At 38.1% G+C, this 18811-nt stretch carries 14 protein-coding genes and 1 pseudogene; 2 read left to right on the forward strand and 13 right to left on the reverse strand.

Features of this window, described 5'->3' with window-relative positions:
- Positions 1 to 66 precede the first annotated feature (66 nt).
- The 5 genes from MKX62_RS22650 to MKX62_RS22670 all read right to left on the reverse strand — a co-directional run bounded on the left by MKX62_RS22650 (position 67) and on the right by MKX62_RS22670 (position 5565).
- Positions 67 to 588 carry a hypothetical protein gene (locus MKX62_RS22650; RefSeq protein ID WP_340742417.1) on the reverse strand — a complete coding sequence of 174 codons (522 nt, stop codon included), beginning with the start codon at positions 586 to 588 and terminating at the stop codon, positions 67 to 69.
- Between the two features lie 38 nt (positions 589 to 626).
- Positions 627 to 2015: a plasmid pRiA4b ORF-3 family protein gene (locus tag MKX62_RS22655; protein WP_340742418.1), complete on the reverse strand. Its 1389-nt coding sequence runs from the start codon at positions 2013 to 2015 to the stop codon at positions 627 to 629.
- A gap of 157 nt (positions 2016 to 2172) precedes the next feature.
- The gene (locus MKX62_RS22660; protein WP_340742419.1) at positions 2173 to 2955 is read right to left on the reverse strand and encodes a YqhG family protein; all 783 of its coding nucleotides are present in this window, start codon (positions 2953 to 2955) and stop codon (positions 2173 to 2175) included.
- A gap of 35 nt (positions 2956 to 2990) precedes the next feature.
- Complete coding sequence (locus MKX62_RS22665; protein ID WP_340742420.1) at positions 2991 to 4523, reverse strand: DEAD/DEAH box helicase; 1533 nt, start codon at positions 4521 to 4523, stop codon at positions 2991 to 2993.
- A gap of 241 nt (positions 4524 to 4764) precedes the next feature.
- Positions 4765 to 5565: a SurA N-terminal domain-containing protein gene (locus tag MKX62_RS22670; protein WP_340742421.1), complete on the reverse strand. Its 801-nt coding sequence runs from the start codon at positions 5563 to 5565 to the stop codon at positions 4765 to 4767.
- A gap of 1005 nt (positions 5566 to 6570) precedes the next feature.
- Between MKX62_RS22670 and MKX62_RS22675 the strand changes: the two genes are divergently transcribed.
- Positions 6571 to 6942 (forward strand): VOC family protein, encoded by a 372-nt coding sequence (locus tag MKX62_RS22675; protein ID WP_067210794.1) that lies wholly within the window; start codon positions 6571 to 6573, stop codon positions 6940 to 6942.
- A 274-nt stretch (positions 6943 to 7216) separates the two neighbouring features.
- Here MKX62_RS22675 and MKX62_RS22680 read toward each other — a convergent pair whose 3' ends face one another.
- On the reverse strand, positions 7217 to 8194 hold the full coding sequence (locus MKX62_RS22680; RefSeq protein ID WP_255428461.1) for a 2-hydroxyacid dehydrogenase: 978 nt from the start codon (positions 8192 to 8194) through the stop codon (positions 7217 to 7219).
- 469 nt (positions 8195 to 8663) lie between these two features.
- Here MKX62_RS22680 and MKX62_RS22685 point away from each other — a divergent pair.
- Positions 8664 to 9245 (forward strand): annotated as a pseudogene (locus MKX62_RS22685) (IS1595 family transposase); the annotation flags it as partial.
- 31 nt (positions 9246 to 9276) lie between these two features.
- Here MKX62_RS22685 and MKX62_RS22690 read toward each other — a convergent pair.
- From MKX62_RS22690 to MKX62_RS22720, 7 genes are all read right to left on the reverse strand, one after another.
- Complete coding sequence (locus MKX62_RS22690; protein ID WP_067210801.1) at positions 9277 to 9630, reverse strand: hypothetical protein; 354 nt, start codon at positions 9628 to 9630, stop codon at positions 9277 to 9279.
- A 235-nt stretch (positions 9631 to 9865) separates the two neighbouring features.
- Positions 9866 to 10867, reverse strand: coding sequence for an ABC transporter substrate-binding protein (locus MKX62_RS22695; RefSeq protein ID WP_340742422.1), 1002 nt, complete (start codon positions 10865 to 10867; stop codon positions 9866 to 9868).
- Between the two features lie 86 nt (positions 10868 to 10953).
- Complete coding sequence (locus MKX62_RS22700; RefSeq protein ID WP_067210805.1) at positions 10954 to 12012, reverse strand: NAD(P)/FAD-dependent oxidoreductase; 1059 nt, start codon at positions 12010 to 12012, stop codon at positions 10954 to 10956.
- A gap of 294 nt (positions 12013 to 12306) precedes the next feature.
- Positions 12307 to 13278: an ABC transporter substrate-binding protein gene (locus tag MKX62_RS22705; protein ID WP_399633055.1), complete on the reverse strand. Its 972-nt coding sequence runs from the start codon at positions 13276 to 13278 to the stop codon at positions 12307 to 12309.
- A 516-nt stretch (positions 13279 to 13794) separates the two neighbouring features.
- Complete coding sequence (locus MKX62_RS22710; RefSeq protein WP_340742423.1) at positions 13795 to 14793, reverse strand: ABC transporter substrate-binding protein; 999 nt, start codon at positions 14791 to 14793, stop codon at positions 13795 to 13797.
- Positions 14794 to 14891: 98 nt separating this feature from the next.
- A complete protein-coding gene (locus MKX62_RS22715; protein WP_340742424.1) occupies positions 14892 to 16490 on the reverse strand; it encodes an ABC transporter substrate-binding protein in 1599 nt (532 codons plus the stop codon).
- Between the two features lie 562 nt (positions 16491 to 17052).
- Complete coding sequence (locus MKX62_RS22720; protein WP_340742425.1) at positions 17053 to 18768, reverse strand: ABC transporter ATP-binding protein; 1716 nt, start codon at positions 18766 to 18768, stop codon at positions 17053 to 17055.
- Between the last annotated feature and the right edge of the window lie 43 nt (positions 18769 to 18811).

The following is an 18811-nucleotide window of genomic DNA, read 5'->3' on the forward strand; positions in this document are numbered from 1 at the left end:
TGTTGTCCTTGCACTATATGCTGAAATTAGCTAGAGGATTTCCTTCCAGCAAAACGGAGCCCGACATTATGCTTCTATATCATTTAAGACTTCCAACGATTCCAACACATGATCTAGAAATTCTGCAATGTCACCCATATGTTCCTCGTTAATTTTAGATTTGAATTTCACTTCAATTAGGTTCTGGTAACTTGACGCTTCTTGTTCATACACGAAGCTTACTGTTTGCGTTAACTGAATGTCAGTTTCCCAAATGATATTTAATGCTTGCTCAATTCGCTTGCATTGTACGGCTACATTTTGAACAGGTTTGTTAAAACGTACTACTAATAAACAACCTAGATTTTTACTAGGCAGCTCTAAAATCTCCCCTGCCAAATCTTTTACGGATGCCCGTAATACAATCTCTGCTGTCACATGGGGGTGATCTGCTAGCGTAAATTGAATAGCAAAATCTCGAGTCATAATGGCAAAATCCATTCGGTCGACCCGGTTAGTAATCATGATTTTTCGATCTACATTATCTAAATCATACACCTGATTTTCAAATGCTACTTTTAGATTTTCAAAAATTGTGGGATCATACAAATTGCTTCCTCCAAGTAACAACCGATTTTAGTTGTGCTTTATTTTCCGCAACATTTTTTATGTTTTTTCCCACTGCCACATGGGCAAGGTTCATTCCGGCCCGTTCTCCCACCCTCAATTACGCTAAATGGGGTGCTAGGTAGCGGCATTAAATGGTGTTTCTCCATTTGTGCAAGTTCATGAGGTGTATGACCTCTATTTTCCCAAATGCGCGTGGTGTTCGCAATCATGGTGATAACTTGCATATATTCATTCATTTGCTTCATATCTTTACATTTAAAACGCCCTAAAAAATTCTGCACTACTCCTTGGAAATTAACGTGCACACCTTGTAATTGACCGACCAATTCATCAATTTCATCTTTAATCATGAGCGTACTACCACCAAAAAAGTCTTTCGCAAGCATATTTCCAAGCTTTTCTTGATGGCTTGTCTTTTCATAATATAAATCATCTGCGTAGCGCAATAGCTCTTCTTTTGTAGGTACATAAAATGGCTTTCCTATGGTTCCTTCTAAAAACGCAGAATAATTCTCGACATATTCAATAGCTTCATGGATCAATGCTCTCTTATGTGTAAACACACTTTCTTTCGCTAGCTGTTTTGCGGAATGAGTATCTGCTAACAGTGCCTGTAGTTCACTACTCGATACAGCTGGCTCATTTTGAGAATTATAAATCTCCAAAAACTTTGGATACTCAATCAATCCATATAAATTAGTACATGCTATAGCATACTGGACTATAAGGTTTTTGTTAGGCAGTAAGTCAGGATCTACCGACTTTGCACCGCGATATTTATCAGATAGCACATGATAATTTTCATGATCGATATATTGCCATTCTGTCTTTTTGTATTTCACATATTTTAAACGATCATTCAGCCAAGCAATGTCCAAAGGTAAGTAGAACTGCTCCTCCGCCCATGCATATGTGGATAAATAATCTGGATGTGTCGAATCTTGATACACTTCTAGAAAAGCTTCATATCCTGGGGGACCGCCAACATCCTCCGGTGGCGCCGTTCCTTCTCCATTAAGTAATGTGGGATAGCCAAAATAATAATCCTCTACTATTTCTTCAAGCTCCACAAGAATCCGCCAGTCGTCACCAAAATCATAGTTATAAATGAAATGACTGTGTTTTTCAAGATACGAATCGATTTTTATACTCGCTGGCTGCTTGACCGTTTTACCATAATAGGTCTTCCCTTTATATTCGTCTAAAATCGATTCATTATTTGTGATAAAATAATCATCTATTTCCACTCCAAAGGTATGGTACGGCTCAAGTGTGCTTTGAAAATTTGTGACGTTCTGGATTGTTTCATGTAAACGGTTAAATGTCGCACCTGCGGGTAAAATAATGCGCCTCCAGATATGTGGCTTTATGTCTTCAAAGGAAAGTTTTAAAATATATGCTTTCATATGTCACCCTCGTCAATTATTTTCATCTAATGTTATGGCTACTACCTATTTTAACGTAATTAATCCACAACATCGAAGAAAAGACCTTTCGCATGTTCAGTAAACTTGCGAAAGGTCTTACCTATTTGGGATAGTTTCTCACAGAAATACTTCAAATTCATTTCAAATAAAATAATCCGCCATTGATGATGTCAATTTTAATTCTCGCTTCGTATTGTTGGTCCATCGCTTCTTTCTCAATCTCATAACAATCCGGCTTATTTTCTACCCCTTCATAGAAGTATTCTAATACCCTGCGATCCTTTCGCCATCTCAACTTCGCTTCTTCAGCCCATGTGTGATCAGCTTTCTGTATGAAGTTATCAATTATCCCATCCAATCGTTCAAGGGCACGAATGGGTTTAATAATATAAGGTAAATTAAAGGTGTTTTCCGATATAGTGGTATCTAAATCCACTGCACTTAACAATTCCTGAAACCCTTCATTCACCTGGCCCGTCATTAAGTTTATACCTAACGAATGAAGAATTTCCTTCGTTTGATCGCTGTAATATGAAATTTTATAATTAACAGCTAACCAAGGTGTTAATATGGTTTGCGTTCCAAGTTTATCTGCTACCCGTTCATACATCTGGACATATGAACCCATCTCTTTTGTTGCTTCAAACAGTTGACTGAGCCGTGGGGAACCGAAGTGTATAACTTCCCCTTTAACGTCTTCAACAAGCCTATTTTTATCAGTGATAAAAGTTAGTTGTGCTGGACTGGGCACGCCATCTGTACTCTCTAAGTATTTCCAATAATATGGTCTATTCATAATTTTTTTATCCATATCAACCGTTAATTGAACGTTGATATAATAATCATTGTCATTTACTATTTGGCAATTGTTTTCATTAAAAAACTGCAGTAAATAACTGTGAATTTGTTGTGGGTACATGTAATTCCTCCTTCAATTCCCCAAGCTCTTTCACCTCAAATGGACTCTTTAAAAGCAGATAAAATATCATCCAACTCACCCACTACTTGTTCAAAGACCCCAATTTTAACATGAAGTAATTCCAATATTTGGTCTTCTATTGTATTCTGAATGGCTAAATTATAAATATGAACGTCATGCTCTTGCCCTAACCGATGGACACGTCCAATGCGTTGCTCTAACTTCATGGGGTTCCAAGGTAAATCATAGTTAATGACGTGATGACAAAATTGTAGATTAATCCCTTCACTGCCGGATTCCGTCGCAATTAGCACCTGCGCTTGTTCTTTAAACAGCTGTTTCATCCACTCCCGTTTATTCTTATTGAATTGTCCGTTAAAAGGGACGCTTGTGATTCCTTTTGACTGTAAATACCATTGCAAATAGGTTTGACTTGCTCGATATTCGGTAAAGAGTATAACCTTATCATTTGCCTGAGTAATAATTTCATAAGCTTTTTCTGCTTTTGAATTTATGTCTAGTCCCATCAACTTTTGAATAATTCCTTCCATATAAGAAATGTCTTCTGGTTTAATGCATTTTTGAAGCATGTTAGTTAACGTTAAGCATGTAGCTTCCTTACTGCTGCACATTTCCCTTTGCAGCGTTATCATAGAGAAGGCATCCGAAAAAATGGGACAAACATTTTTAAGTTCTGAAATCAGATCGTATACTTCTTGTTCTTCTTTCGTAAAATCAATCGGTATTATTTGAACACGACGATTTGTCCATTCAATTCCAGTATCCTGCCTTCTATTTCTTACCATCACTTGATTAACCAATTCTTTTAAATAATCGTCGTGTTCCACATTGTGCTTACTCGCGGAAAAAGACGATTGAAAGGTTTCGTAATTTCCTAAGTGCCCTGGTTTTAGTAATGAAATGAGATAGAAGAGTTCAAATACATCATTTTGAATTGGCGTGGCAGTCAATAACAAACAAAACTTTTTCTTTAAGTTTTGTACAAACTCATAATTTTTAGTTTTGTGGTTCTTTAATTTATGAGCTTCATCAATGATGATTAAATCATACTCTTGATCATAGATGTTTTCTTTATGGGGGCTTCTTTTTGCCATATCTATACTCATAACGACAATCGTACAATGGTTTAAATCGTAATTTTTTTTATATTGCATCGCTGGAATATGAAATTTTTGGTTCAGTTCTTCAATCCATTGATTGACAAGTGATGCTGGAACCAAAATTAACGCCTTCTTCACAAGGCCTCTGATTAAATACTCTTTCAAGATCAAACCAGCTTCGATGGTTTTACCGAGTCCCACTTCATCTGCAAGAATCGCTTTTCCATTCATCCTTTCAATGACCGTTTCCGCCACTTTCAATTGATGGGCTAGGGGTGTAAGATTGGGTAAATATTTAGGTGATTGAAGGCCATTAAAATCTGTAATCAAGTTCGTTTTTACCGCCTCATAACTCATCCTATATAATGTCCAATTATCCCATGCCTCACGATTCTCCAGTCGCTCTGTAAAGCCTTCTTTCCACTCAGACGACCTTTCAATTATCATAACCATCACCTCATTATCACTTTTTCTTTCTCATTAGGTTGTCCCAAAAAGAAGTTCCTATGTTTATTGAATTGAAGTTCAAATTTCAGACGTAATTTTTATTGAAAATTCAAAAAGACATGAAACGCTTAACCCTAAAGGTCAAACATTCCATGTCCTATTGTTTTATTCATAAAGGTTTCCGAAGTATACACCTAGTTCGTGAATCCTTTTTATCGGTACCTGTTTACACCTAAATGAGTTAAATTTTTAACTCTATTTTAGCATCTTCTTTTAGCTCTTCAACATGTTTAGCAAGTAACTTCTGTTGTTGTTCTTGATTAATCATTTCTTGGATTTGTTCACTTACTTCTTTAAGCGGTGGCATCTCTTGTCCCGCTTCTTTTGATGAAGACGCAGCTTGATCGTAGTATTCTTTAATTTCTTTATCCGATACTTTTTTCGCTGGAGCTATCTTATCTTGGTACTTTCCAGATATGATTAAATCCGCGATTTGTTCTTTCAATGTTTTTACATCCATGCTTTGAGCTTTGAGCGCTTTCTTCATTTCTTTTTCGCCGCCAAATTGCTTTTCAAATACTGAATACTCTTTATCAATTTCAGATGCAGATGCTTTTATTTCAGCTTCCTTTGCTTTTTGAAGAATCAATGCCTGGTTAACAAGCATATCAAGTGCTTGCATTTTTACTTGTTCCGCTGATTCTTTGCTCGATGGGTCTTGTCCCATTTGTTGCATTTGACCTTGAATTGATGTCACCGCTGCATTATAGTTGTCACCTTTAAGTTCTTCCTTATTTACAACAGCCACAATCTTCTTGTCGTCCACTTGCTGTTCAGCTAGCTTCTCTTGCATCTCTTTTGCAGATGCTTCTTGCTCTTTTGTAGCTTCTGGTTCCTTAGTATCTTCTTGTTTAGTATCTTCTTGTTTGGTTTCTTCTTGAGGCTTTTTATCAGTTGCCGCTTTATCTTCGCCACCGCAAGCAGCTAAACTTAATGCTAGTGCACCTGCTATAAATGGAACTAGTACTTTTTTGATCTTCATATCATGTAAACCCCTCTCAAATCTGCCGCTCTTTTTTTCTAAAGCTTAGTTTGTATCTTAACGAACATTCATCAAAAGATAAACCCATATCCCTCCACGACACCGAATTGTCACCTGCATGTCATTTAGCAATCACTACAAACGCCTATTAGACGCAGATCTATCGAAATACTGTCATTGAATTATTACAAGGTCAAGTTACGTAAAGTTTGCACATTTTCAATCTAATTTGCTCTATTCATTGGATTTTCACTACAGAAGTATAGTACATCTACTCTAGAAATTAGTAATTTAACTATATATGTTGAATTAATGAGTCCCATTGAATCTGCCGTGGCGCTCAATAATAGGAGAGTTGTAATTCGGGGTGTGGATTGTAGAACGCTTGGCGCTTTGGGGATGGCTTCGGCGACCCCTGTTAAGGCGCCTGCGCTAGGGTGTTCATTATCGAGAGAAATGTGATTTTGAGATGTATATGGAGAGACTTTAATGTGATTACTATTTCATACTAATTATATTCAAGAAATCCGCAATCTGGGTTGCAGACTTCATCACAGCTAATGAAATGCGCTTTCTCACATAAACCATCCAGCGAAGGCGCGTCTTCGTGGTAGCCGGAGCGATAAGACTGAAAGCGTTCTTCTTTCTGGCTTATCGCGGGAGGCATCCACAAAGCGTCGAAGCGGTATTAGTGGTAATCCTAATTCATTCCAAATACTAAGGCTTTTTCAGTGGCCTCCCAAAAGCCCTTATAAAGCGCATACGCCGTATTCATTTGTTCAACATATATAGCACAAAATAAAGACCATGAACATGAAGAAAAATTCACACTGACAGTTACTGACACCATTCATCCTCTCCGGGTTGTGGTTGAAGCTGCCCCCATACTTCATATGGTGAATATTGTGTATTTCAAAGTACTCATTTATAATTAACTTATGCAAATTTTTACTTACCCATAAAAACTACAATCTGATTTTTTTCAAATTGTTAAGAGGAGGAAATATGAAACTAGGAGCATTCTCTTCAAGTCTAAGTGTAAAAGACATTCATAAATCAAAAGCATTTTACGAAAACCTGGGATTTCAAGTGTTTGGAGGGGATATAACCCACAACTGGCTTATTATGAAGAATGAAAGTTGCATAATAGGACTATTCCAAGGAATGTTTGAAAAAAACATTCTGACTTTTAATCCAGGCTGGAATGAAAATGCCGAAAATCTCGATTCGTTTACGGATATACGAGACCTTCAAAAACATCTTAAAGCAAAAGGAATTAAAATGTTGACTGAAGCAGATGAGTCAAGCGTAGGTCCTGCGAGTTTTACAATTGAAGATCCAGATGGGAATTCCATTCTTGTAGATCAACACGTTTAATGAAGAGCTAATAACGTTTCAAGGAACTTTAGACTGATTTTATGACCACCCATTTCACTTCTTATATAGACACTTAAAACGAAAAAGGATACATCGAATAATTATTTCTTAAGCTCAAAAAAACACTGGAAACCCATCTATGTTCTGCCGATGGATTTCCAGTGTTTTTTTCGGAACATCAGTAAAGTGAAATGATGATGTGTTCCTTTGTAAAGTAAATTCATTATGGGTTGAACTTTCAGGATGCTCCTCTTGCACACAACATACCCAAAATTTATTTTCCGACGGGATCTATTGGTTCTTTCCCCGTTAAAACAGCTACTAAATTCTCTGCCGCTCGCATCGCCATTGCCGCTTCCGTTCTCGCTGTAGCAGATCCGATGTGAGGGACTGTCACGACATTCGACATTTGAAGTAATGGATTAGTTGGATCCACAGGCTCTTTTTCGAATACATCCAGTCCTGCTCCATGAATTTCTCCGTTTTGCAAAGCATGAATAAGCGCTTGTTCATCGACAGTCTGACCGCGAGATATATTTATGAAAACAGCAGATTTCTTCATCAATTTGAATTCCTCTTTACCAATGATTTGGAACGTTTCAGGCGTAAGAGGCGTCATCAACACAATGTAGTCGGAACGTGTTAACAGTGAGGTCAAATCGCAATACTCCGCACCATACTTCTCTTCAGCTGCCTGTTTTCTATTCCGATTAAAATAAAGAACATCCATATTAAATCCGAATTTTGCTCTTCTCGCAATCGCTTCTCCAATTCGCCCCATCCCAATGATGCCTAACGTGGTACTATGTACATCTTTCCCATAGATTTCGCGATAATTTGTCGTCGGTTTCCAGCTTCCCTCTTTGACGAATCGATCCAACTCAGTGATACGTCTAGCTGTGGATAAAATGAGGGCAAATGCTAAATCTGCAACCGTTTCATCCAATACATATGGCGTATTGGTTCCAATTACATTTCGTTTAGTCATAGCGTCTACATCAAAATTATTGTAACCAACAGATACGTTACTAATGACTTTTAGGTGAGGGGCGTGATTCAGTAACTCCTCATCAATTCTTCCAACCATACTGCTACCCCCAGTATATAACCCTTCAACATCAGCAATTTCCTCTAACAGAATATCCCTCGGAGTTCGCCCATCGCCATGCCATTCACGAATATCACAATACTGAGCCATATAGTCTTTCACTTGGTCAGGTATAGAATATGTTGAATAAATTTTTGGTTTCACTTTTCATTCCCCCTACTATTCACTAGCTTCTAACTCCATTGTGCCATAGTTTACAATCTTCGGCACGTGAAATTCCATAGTGTCAGTTGCCTTTGCAAGAAACTATCGTAACTATCTAAACTTTCATGATTTATTACTGTAGGTACCTACAATAGTTCGAATTATGATCGCAACTTCAGTAATTCTGCATCATCTCCGGAAAGTTTTGCCACGACAACTGCATTTTTCACTTGAATAGTGTAGGAACGCGACAGGCTACTAGCCACAATAAGACTCCTTAGTAAATATGTCATGAATAGATAGTCGAAAGCGGGGCGAAAATAATGCAGTGAAAATGAAGGTCATCAAGCCCCACTCACCAGTTTTTTATGCAAATAAATGGTTAACCAACAGACGTGATATTGTAATAAAGAATCCTCCCAACAAAGCTTGGCCCCAGTAGACGTCTTCGCTGGACATTATATAGAATCAAGGTATCGTTGAAAGTGATGAAACCTTCTTTCGTGAGTCTATGAAAGGAAATGAAATCCCCCATAGAAAGGCGAAGAAGCGTGGAGAGAAAGATGAAAAACGGGGAATTTCCAACCTGAAAATTGCCGTTGTAGTCGCACAAGACCGAAATGGAAGTGTGGTTGCTCGTATTGCGGGAAGAGGTCGCCCAAAAGCCGAAGAAATTGACACGGTGATAGGTGAATACATTCACCCATCTGCTTTGCTATCTACAGACACAGCTACGAACTATAAGAAGTTCGCAAAAATAAAAGGACTCAAGCACGAAACGGTAAATGAACGACAAAAACAACGTGTTAAGAAGGGTATCTATCACATCCAACACGTAAACAACTTCCACAATCGTTTAAAGTCTTGGATGGTACGTTTTCAAGGAGTTGCCACCAAGTACCTTGACAAGTACCTTGACAACTACCTTTACTGGTTCCGCTGGCTTGACCTCGGCAAGAATTTATCATTTGAGAATCGGATAGAGCAAATGCTTATTTCAGCGTGTCAAAAATCCAATCATACAACGGTAGCAATGTTGAAAACAACGTAAAAAAAGACCAATTTAATTGGTCCCATGGAACTTAACGGGTAACGCTGAACGAACCATGATTTTGTAACCATTTATCAATTGCTTGTTTGGAAAAGTATAACGTGCCATTAATCTGTATATACGGAAGTTCACTTGATGTACTGTTTTCTCCAGATGGAATTGGTCCCAACATGCTAACATCTTCCTCGCTCAAACCTAAATAAATAGCTAACTCACTCTTATTAAAAAATTGTGGTTTTATTACTTCTTTTTCTTTTTCAGTTTTTAGTGAAACTTCTTTAACACTGGTTGAATTTTCTCTTAATTCGTTAGTGATTAACCAACTTCCTATCATAAAGGATAACGCCAAACAAAAAATAGATAGTGCTATTAAGTTGTTTTTCATACTTTACACCCCTTTCGTTTACTTTCTCTTATTCTATACTTTCCCCTCTAAATTTACGCTCTATTAGCAACAATCTTTACGAAAAGAGCCTTAATTAAAAAGAACTGTCTTCCTAAGTCTGTAAAAAGACCGTAAAGACAGTTCCCTTTCTTCTTACGAATTAAAATGGCATTCAGAAGATTTTTTATATCACATCTAGTTTAGTGGTTGGCCTCTCCTGCTTCTCTTTTCTCCGTTACTCAGACAAGAGTTTAATTGCTTCGTCTAATGATTTCTCGATTGCAATCGGAGCATATGTAAACCACGGATCATCACCAATATAATAGACATCATTATTTTTTACAGCGTCAATACTTTTCCACAAAGAACTTTCTTCGATTTGAGAAAGCATACTATCCTTCTGCTGTGTTTCTTCCCCATACGTTAACATGATAATTTTGTCCCCTGCATAATCCGGCAACTTCTCCATTGATATATCTTCGTAAACAAACTCTTCAAAATCAGGGTCTTTTGCCAGCTTTTCTTGAATGAACGAAGGCGGAGTTAATTGTAATGATCGATAAAGGACATGACCAATGTTTCGTGCGCCATAAAGTCTAAGTGTATCTTTCTCATATGTCATAAAAATCGATACGACTTGATCTTTACCTATTTTACCAGCAATTTTTTCTCTTCCTTCAGCAGCTTTATCATCTAATCTGGCAATCCACTCATCGGCTTCTTTCTCTTTACCCAAGACATTAGCTACCTCTTTAAATTGAGTGAAAACATCTCCATACATCCATGGAATGACAATCGTAGGCGCAATTTTACTTAGTTGCTCCACTTCTTCAGGATCTGCTGAAATAATTAAGTCCGGTGCCATTTCCAGCACTTTCTCGATGCTGAATGGACTTCCAAGGTCTTCTACCCCAGCTTGTAATTCGCCTAAATAGTTATTGTCCAATACATGTGTTGGTGCGCCAATCGGCTTCACACCAAGCGCAAGCATCGCATCTAAATATTGAGTCGTCACAACACGCTGTGGATTGACGGGGATCTTTACTTCTCTTCCGGTTACATCCTTATAGATTCTTGTAGATGTATTCATTTCTTTGCTTTCACTTGATTTTGCTTCTTTTTCAGATTGTTTTGTTTCAGAATCTGTTTTATTAGTTTCTTGTTCGCTACATCCCACCAGCGCTAAGGATAGAAGCGTTATTATAAATAATGTGTGAAATAATAGTTTTGGTTTCATCTTTTGTTACTCCTTTTTCCTCTGCAATTCAACGCTTCTCGATACTATTTTAGAAAGATACGCTGGTATGCCACTATTAAAATAAGTTAGTTTTTCACTGCATACAAATGTTTGACCAATTCACGATTTTTCTCTTTAAAGATGTCATTATGTGAAGAGACCATTCCGTGCCCATAAGCATCTGGCGCGATATATTGTTTCGCTTTATTCACAGCATTAGCCGCGTCCTGAAACGCCCCTGCTATTAAATGAAGCTTCCCTTCGTGATTCAAAATATCTCCTGCTGCAAAGAGCCCTGGTACAGATGTTTCACTCATGGGACTGCCTGCAACACTGTATTCATTCGCCATTTCTATATCTAACCCACTATTCGAAGTCAATTCTTTATCACGATCATAGCCATGATTAATAATCACTTCATCAACAGACAGCTGAATCAGATCTCCATCTTCTCCGTTAACTAACTCCACCTTCTCAATCGTTTCGTGGTCACTTGCTGCAATGAGTTTTTGGATTGATGTATTCAATAAGCACTCGACAGAACTATTGAATAGCTTCGATACTTCTGCCTCATGCCCTTTCAACATATCTTTCCGGTAAGTTAAATAGACTTTTTCCGCAATCGGTTCCAACTCATTCGCCCAGTCAACAGCGGCATTACCGCCTCCGGAAATCAATACGGTTTTCCCTTTAAAACGTGCAAGAGATTTCACTGTATAATGCAAATTTGCAACTTCAAAACGTTCTGCGCCTTCAATTTCTAATTTTGTTGGTTTCAAGATTCCCCCACCAACAGCTAAAATGACTGTTTTGGACAAATGCTTTTGGTTTGTAGATGTCTGAATAACAAAATTTCCATCCTCATTTTTGTTAATCGAAGTTACTTTTTCCCCTAATACAAGCTCGGGCTCAAAAGTTAATCCTTGCTGAATTACTTGTTCAATCAGTCGTTCTCCTGTAACCGGTGTGAGTCCGCCAATATCCCAAATCATTTTCTCTGGATAGACATGCACTTTTCCGCCCAAATAAGGTTGGAACTCAATGATCTTAGTTTTCATTTCCCTTAAACCACTATAAAAAGCGGAAAAAAGTCCCGCTGGGCCACCACCAATAATTGTTACATCATATAACTGTTCTGAATTCATCATCCATGCTCCTTTTTCATTTAGTCATTATGCAGCGCGAGAAAGTCAAACTAGTACCCAAAATACAATCTGTCGCCACGGTATCTATTATCAATTTTCTTTATAGGCGAAATACCTTCTCTACGCCTAGCTAAACGTAAAAATTTACCTGAAATGATCTTTCCACATCTTTTTGATAATGATAATCATTCTCACTATTTATAGTATAAATCATTGTGGAATCGTTTTCAATACTTAACTAACAATCACAACGATATTGTTAAAATACGCTCACGTAGCACTACCATGAAAAAATTACTTCGTTGGATTTTCAATCAGCATGTCTACAAATAAGTCTATTTGCTCATAAATCGCAATCGGATCGTATCGGTAATATGTATCAAAGTCGTTATAAAACACTCGATTATTCTTCATCGCATCCAATCCTTGCCAAACAGACGAATCCTTCAAGTTCTTTAAAGCCTCTCCTTTTTTCTCAGGATCGTAGGTTGTCAAAAACATATAGTCTGCGGCGTACTCTGGTAATACTTCCATTGACAGCTGGAGTGTTTGTTCTTCATTGTTGTTTTCATGTGGCATGTTAAGTTCCAACGCATTATACAGTGCTTGCCCCCCGCGTCCTGCATTGTCTCCAAAGATCCAAAGATCACCTTTGTCCGTTAATTCATAAATACCGAATGTTGCATCTGCATCAATAACGGCTGATAGCTTTTCCCTTCCTTCTTTTGCTTTCTGGTCAAATTTGCTTATGAATTTATCCGCTTCCTCATGATTTCCGGTAATATCTGCAAACAATTTGATCGTTTCTTGAATATTTGTTGCCGTTCCATATGGAATATGAATTGTTGGTGCAATTTTCGAAAGTTGCTCGTAATTTTCATCATACATAACAACAATTAAATCAGGTTTTAGTTCTAATACCTTTTCAATATTCACTGGCGTTCCAATCTCGACGGCATCTTTTAATAAATCCTTAATAAATGGATTATCAAAAGCTGTTGGCTCAACACCTACGACATTTGCGTCAACAGAAAGTAACTCTCCTCCGTAATAATCTGTAACAATTCGCAATGGCTTTGTTGGGATTTCAACGGTACCTCTTTCGGTCTCGAACGACCGAGTTTCATCGGTTTGTTGCTCTACTTCTGCTTTTTCTGTCTCATTTTCTGTTTCTGAAGGTTTTGTCGTTGATTTATTACACGCAATTAGTATTGAAGCCAGCAAGAATAGCATTGCAGTCATGATCATTAATTTGTTTTTCTTCACAATCGGTTATCCCCTTTTCAAAATAACTTTTTTTCTCAAGTTAATCAACACGAGTGAGAATGAGAATCATTTTCACTAACTAAGTGTATACGACAAAATCGAAAAATACAATAACTTATTTTCACGTCTGTTGATTAACCATTTATTCGCATAAAATACTAGGGAGTAGGGCTTGATGACCTTCATTTTCACTGCACTATTTTCGGCCCGCTTTCGACTAACTATTCTTGACAGATTTACTGAGGGGTCCTACTATGGCTAGAAGTCATTCAATCCGAAGCAATCGAAAAATGCAACTATACAAGTAGCGCCTAGTAGGAGATTATGTTATTCACTGGTTACTTTTGGTTAATAAACAGATGTGACTTATTTTATTAATCCTAAATAGACATCCATCAAATTCGATGTTAAAAAATAAAGAAGCCCTTATGAAGCCAACCTACTTTGAGTAATCAAATAATATCGCAAAGAAAAGATGCTCCTTAAGCCATACAACAGGCTGTGGAGCACCTTTTTCTATTTTTCTAAACTAGTGAGCCAAGTTACAAGCTCTTCTGTCTGAGCAAGGACAGCAATCGGATCATAATACCATGAACGTTCCTCTGGCCATACATAGAGGTGACCATTCTTGACCGCTGGCAGGCTGCCCCAAACAGGATCTGCTTCAAAATCGGTAACTGTTCGACTGTTGGAAGTCATAATGATATAATCACCTGCGTAACTTTCTAACATTTCCGCCGAGAGTTCGGCCCATTGCTTCTCCATAATTTCATCGGAAATAACGCTAGGTGGTTTGCGTCCTAGTGCTTGGTAGACTGGCTGTCCGCCACGGCCGAAATTATCACCGTATACATATGTTGATTTGTCAATGTCTTCCATAATCGAGAAACTTGCATCTTTGCCGATAGCTGCATCAACCTTAGCTTTAGCGTCTGCAATTTGCTGGTCATAATTATTTAGCCAAACTTCTGCTTCCTTTTCTTTACCAAGTAGTTGACCGAAAAAGGTCAGTTCCTCGTGAGCATTTTTCAAATCACCATATGGAATAACGATTGTTGGAGCGATTTTGCTTAAAATCTCATAGCTCTCTCCATTTCCAGTAATGATAAGATCCGGGTTAAGGGCAAGAATACTTTCAGCAGACGGACTTCCGTAAACTCCAGTATCAGAAACACCCAAAAGTTCATCTTCAAAATAATAGTTATTAATTGTCAGTTCCGGTGCTCCCACTGGTATAACATCTAAGGCAATCAGACTGCCAAGGTATTCCTCTGCTACAATACGTTGCGGTTTGATAGGTATTTCAATCTCTCCATTTACTGTAGCAATAGTTTTCGTAGTGCTGTTCGTGTTAGCTCCTGAATTTTGGTCCGATTCCACTTTATCGGTCGCTCCGCTATTTGAAGCTTTCTCTGTCGCTCCGCAAGCGGAAAGGACTATCAAGATTAGAAATAATACTAACGGAACAATTAGCCTCAGCCTCTGCCCCCAATGATGGTTTTCTTGTGTATACAACTTTAAATCCCCCTTAATTAATAATGATAATCATTATCACTTATAATATTAAGGGGTCTGGACAGAATTGTCTATGCACTAAAATGATCTAATCCCCTTCATTTTTGTGATATTAGCACCCTCATAAGCTCATGCAACTGTGCTTGGGAGGACAGCGGATCATAGCCATAAAATAAATCTGGCTGTTCAATTAAGTACATCCGATTTTGTTTGATTGCCTCCATCTTCAGCCAAGACTCTGACTGAAATAAGCGCTTCATTCGTTTCTTTGTCCCTGGATTTGAAGGTATCCCAGTAATAAAGATATGGTCAGCTGGGTGGTCTGCAATAGCTTCAATCTCTTCCTCTACAAACCCCCGTTGTTCAATACCATGCTTAAGCAAAGAGCCTGGAGGACGAAAGCCGATATCTTCATACAAGATTTGGCTTCCTCTTCCATGGCTACTATGAATGCTGTAAGCAGAACTTGTACCGATTTCCCACAATACTGCCGTTCCCCGTTTTCCAAGCTGCTGGTCCAGTTTCTGATTAAAGGCCCATATTTGTTCATCGTAATGTGCGAGCCATTCCTCTACCTGCTGTTGTCTTTCTACAACGTCAGCAATGTGGCGAAATTGCTCTCTCCAGCTCATGTCCATAAAAGGAAGGCCAAGCACGGGAGCCAGCGGTAGAAGTTCTTTGCTCCCCTTCACAGTATAATAATCAATGATTAAATCAGGCCGAGTGGAAGCAATGGTGTTATAAAAAGAGGATGTACTTATTCCAAATTCATAGAGTTTTTGCAAGGGATTCACTGGATTTATACTTTCCATCCAGGAGGAATATACGCCTAGCTCTGGCGTGATTCCTAATGCCAGTAAGCATGCAGTATGGTTACTATTAAGAGCAACTACACGTTTTTTCTTTTGATGATAGGCGGTAGGTGATAAACCGACCAATTGCTTAAATTTCCGACTTAAATAAGCACCTTCTTTATAGCCCACTTCCTGTGCCAATTTCTCTAGTTTTGGCATATCGTATAGCAGCCTATTCTGAGATGCACGAATCCGTAGCAAGGCAAGGTAATCACTGAAGGTTTGAGAAGTATGTCTGCGAAATGCACGCGAGAAATGTTCAGGGCTTACTTGTGCGATTGTTGCCATTTGCTCACGCGTCACATCCTCATGAAAATGTGTGTCTACATAATGAAGAACTTGTTCCATCCACGCGTTACTTTTCTGTTGTTGTCCCTCTAGTTCATCATATAGCACCGCTAATAGCTCAACGAATAATTGTTGAAATTGAAACGGTTTACGTTCACTTAGTTGTTTAGAAGCCCTTTCTAGCTCGGCCGTCAGACTTAATATGTTCAAAGAACAGTTCCGAAGAGGTTCAGGATGCTTTAATACATTCGGTTGAATACCATCAGACGTTAAGCAACGGTAGCTAATCAATGTCCCCTTAAAACTTGTATGCAATTGTGTAGACACCTTCAATTCATGGGAATTATGCCATAGCATTACACAACCACGTGACAATTCGTATTGCTGTTCTTGAAGATTTAGTAAACCGCTTCCATTTATAATAACGAGAATACAAGGGAATCGTGTCATTTCTTCATCAATACTAGGTAAAGAACCTTCCCAGTTAGCTATGCTTACAGGGTAATAATATGTATGAGATAATGAGATATTATGCTTAGATAAATGATCAGCCATCACTACATCCCCTCTTAATCACTTAATTTCCAACTAGTAACAGTACAATTGACTATACCTAAGTATCTCAATTATATAGAAATCATTTCCTCACATAAAATCACACATGTGCTGATTAACCAACAAAAACAGTAAATAACTGAACCAAACACTAGGCGCTTCGTGTACAGTATAATTGGATCACTTTTGGATTAAACGACCTCTATACGATTACCAAGATGTCTTGATGTGTAGGAATGCGAGTTAATCACATCCCTACACATTTTTTTGATAATCGTATGGTGTTTATTCATCCTTCGCGCTCCAAATGCATACGTACACAAAGTGCTAACGTTTTTCCGGACGAGAGAATAGCTGGGCTTCTTATCTGTGTAAAAGCCGCCAAAGATACAATTTTGGCGGCTGATGTCTTCTCCAGAGTCTTGTCTTTTTTATTTAAGAAAGAGTCTCTTTCTTATAGTCCATTGCATGATAAGATGCATACTCTTTTTTTAAAGTAAGTAAGAAACACACTGTAGAAAGTACTAGAGTGCCATTTTCTTTCCATAGCTTGGGTTCTCTTTTACACACCAAATTGTGCTTCGTGTAGTCTATTATAAGCCCCTTTTAGATCGAGTAACTCTTGATGACTGCCTTGTTCTGTAATACCTTCCTCTGTCACAACAATTATCCGATCTGCATTTTTAATCGTTGCTAATCGATGTGCAATCACAAGTGTTGTACGCCCAATAGATAACTCAGTTAAGGCTAGTTGAATTGCGACCTCAGTTTCAGTATCAAGTGCTGATGTAGCTTCATCCAAAATGAGGATAGATGGATTTTTCAGGAACATTCGAGCTATAGATAGACGCTGTTTTTGTCCACCTGAAAGTTTAACACCACGCTCCCCTATCATCGTATCCATTCCTTCTGATTGAGAAAGAATAATATCTTCCAACTGAGCTCTTTTCGCCGCTTCCCATATCTCTTCTTCTGAAGCATCTAGATCGCCATATGCGATATTCTCTCGAATCGATCCGTCAAATAGAAATACATCTTGTTGAACAATTCCAATTTGGGCACGGAGAGAGGCAAGGGTCATTTTTCTAGTTTCAATTCCATCTATCAGTAAAGAACCTTCCTTTATATCGTAAAAACGAGGTAATAGACTACAAATCGTCGTTTTTCCAGCACCTGATGGTCCAACAAGGGCTACTGTTTCTCCAGCACGAATCGTTAAATTAATATGCTCCAACACATTATCTTTACCTTCATAACCAAACGATACGTCCTCGAACTTTATATTTCCTTCCAAATGACCGACATCCATTGCATCCGGAGCATCTGCTACATCTGGCTCTGTATCTAGCATTTCAGTAAATCGCTTGAATCCAGCAATTCCTTTGGGATACATTTCAATAACACCATTGATTTGCTGAATCGGTCCTAAAAACACATTCGACAGTAGGATAAAGGCAAGGAACTCTCCGTACGTCATGCTTTTATTGATAACAAACCATGTTCCGCATAGTAGAACAAACAATGTGACAATTTTCATGAGAATATAGCTAATCGATGAATTCCAAGCCATAACACGATAAGCGATTAACTTTGAATCACGAAAACGAACGTTGTTTTTATTGAATTGAGCAATTTCATGATCTTCATTGGAAAATGCTTGAACAACGCGCATTCCACTCACATTATTTTCGACACGTGCATTAAAATCTGCAATATCCGTAAAGAAGCGGCTAAATGCTACAGACATTTTCTTACTGAAGTACAAAGAAAGACTAATAATAAGTGGAACAATAATAAAAGTGAGTACAGCTAATTCTGGGTTTATCGTAAACATAATTGCAAATGCACCAGTGAGTGTCATAAGTGCTATGAAGAAATCCTCCGGTCCATGATGCGCGATTTCACCAATATCCATTAAATCGTTTGTCATTCTAGAAACTAAATGACCTGTTTTATTATTATCAAAAAATCGGAACGATAACTTCTGTACATGCGTAAAGAGATCTTTTCGCATATCCGATTCTATATTAATGCCCAGCTTATGGCCCCAGTAAGTGACAACATAATGGAGAGCTGCACTGATAATATAAATTCCAAGTAACGAGACACACCCCCATAGAATCCAGGTCCAGTTTGAGCTAGGTAACAAATCATCCACTACACGATGGACCGCTAGTGGAAAGGCTAACTCTAGTAATGCGGCAATGACTGCACAGGAAAAGTCCAAAATGAAAAGTTTTTTATATGGTTTATAATAAGAGAAAAAACGTTTTAGCAATAGGTATCACATTCCTTACATTATTGTTTTTGTGTGGGGCCTT

Source organism: Sporosarcina sp. FSL K6-5500, assembly GCF_038005665.1.
Classification (GTDB): Bacteria; Bacillota; Bacilli; order Bacillales_A; family Planococcaceae; genus Sporosarcina; species Sporosarcina psychrophila.

What these genes read in the sequence shown, in the direction of transcription:
- MKX62_RS22655 (WP_340742418.1), bottom strand. Translation starts at nt 2,015, where the DNA reads ATGAAAGCATATATTTTAAAACTTTCCTTTGAAGACATAAAGCCACAT.
- MKX62_RS22660 (WP_340742419.1), bottom strand. Translation starts at nt 2,955, where the DNA reads ATGTACCCACAACAAATTCACAGTTATTTACTGCAGTTTTTTAATGAA.
- MKX62_RS22665 (WP_340742420.1), bottom strand. Translation starts at nt 4,523, where the DNA reads ATGATAATTGAAAGGTCGTCTGAGTGGAAAGAAGGCTTTACAGAGCGA.
- MKX62_RS22670 (WP_340742421.1), bottom strand. Translation starts at nt 5,565, where the DNA reads ATGAAGATCAAAAAAGTACTAGTTCCATTTATAGCAGGTGCACTAGCA.
- MKX62_RS22675 (WP_067210794.1), top strand. Translation starts at nt 6,571, where the DNA reads ATGAAACTAGGAGCATTCTCTTCAAGTCTAAGTGTAAAAGACATTCAT.
- MKX62_RS22690 (WP_067210801.1), bottom strand. Translation starts at nt 9,630, where the DNA reads ATGAAAAACAACTTAATAGCACTATCTATTTTTTGTTTGGCGTTATCC.
- MKX62_RS22695 (WP_340742422.1), bottom strand. Translation starts at nt 10,867, where the DNA reads ATGAAACCAAAACTATTATTTCACACATTATTTATAATAACGCTTCTA.
- MKX62_RS22700 (WP_067210805.1), bottom strand. Translation starts at nt 12,012, where the DNA reads ATGAATTCAGAACAGTTATATGATGTAACAATTATTGGTGGTGGCCCA.
- MKX62_RS22715 (WP_340742424.1), bottom strand. Translation starts at nt 16,490, where the DNA reads ATGGCTGATCATTTATCTAAGCATAATATCTCATTATCTCATACATAT.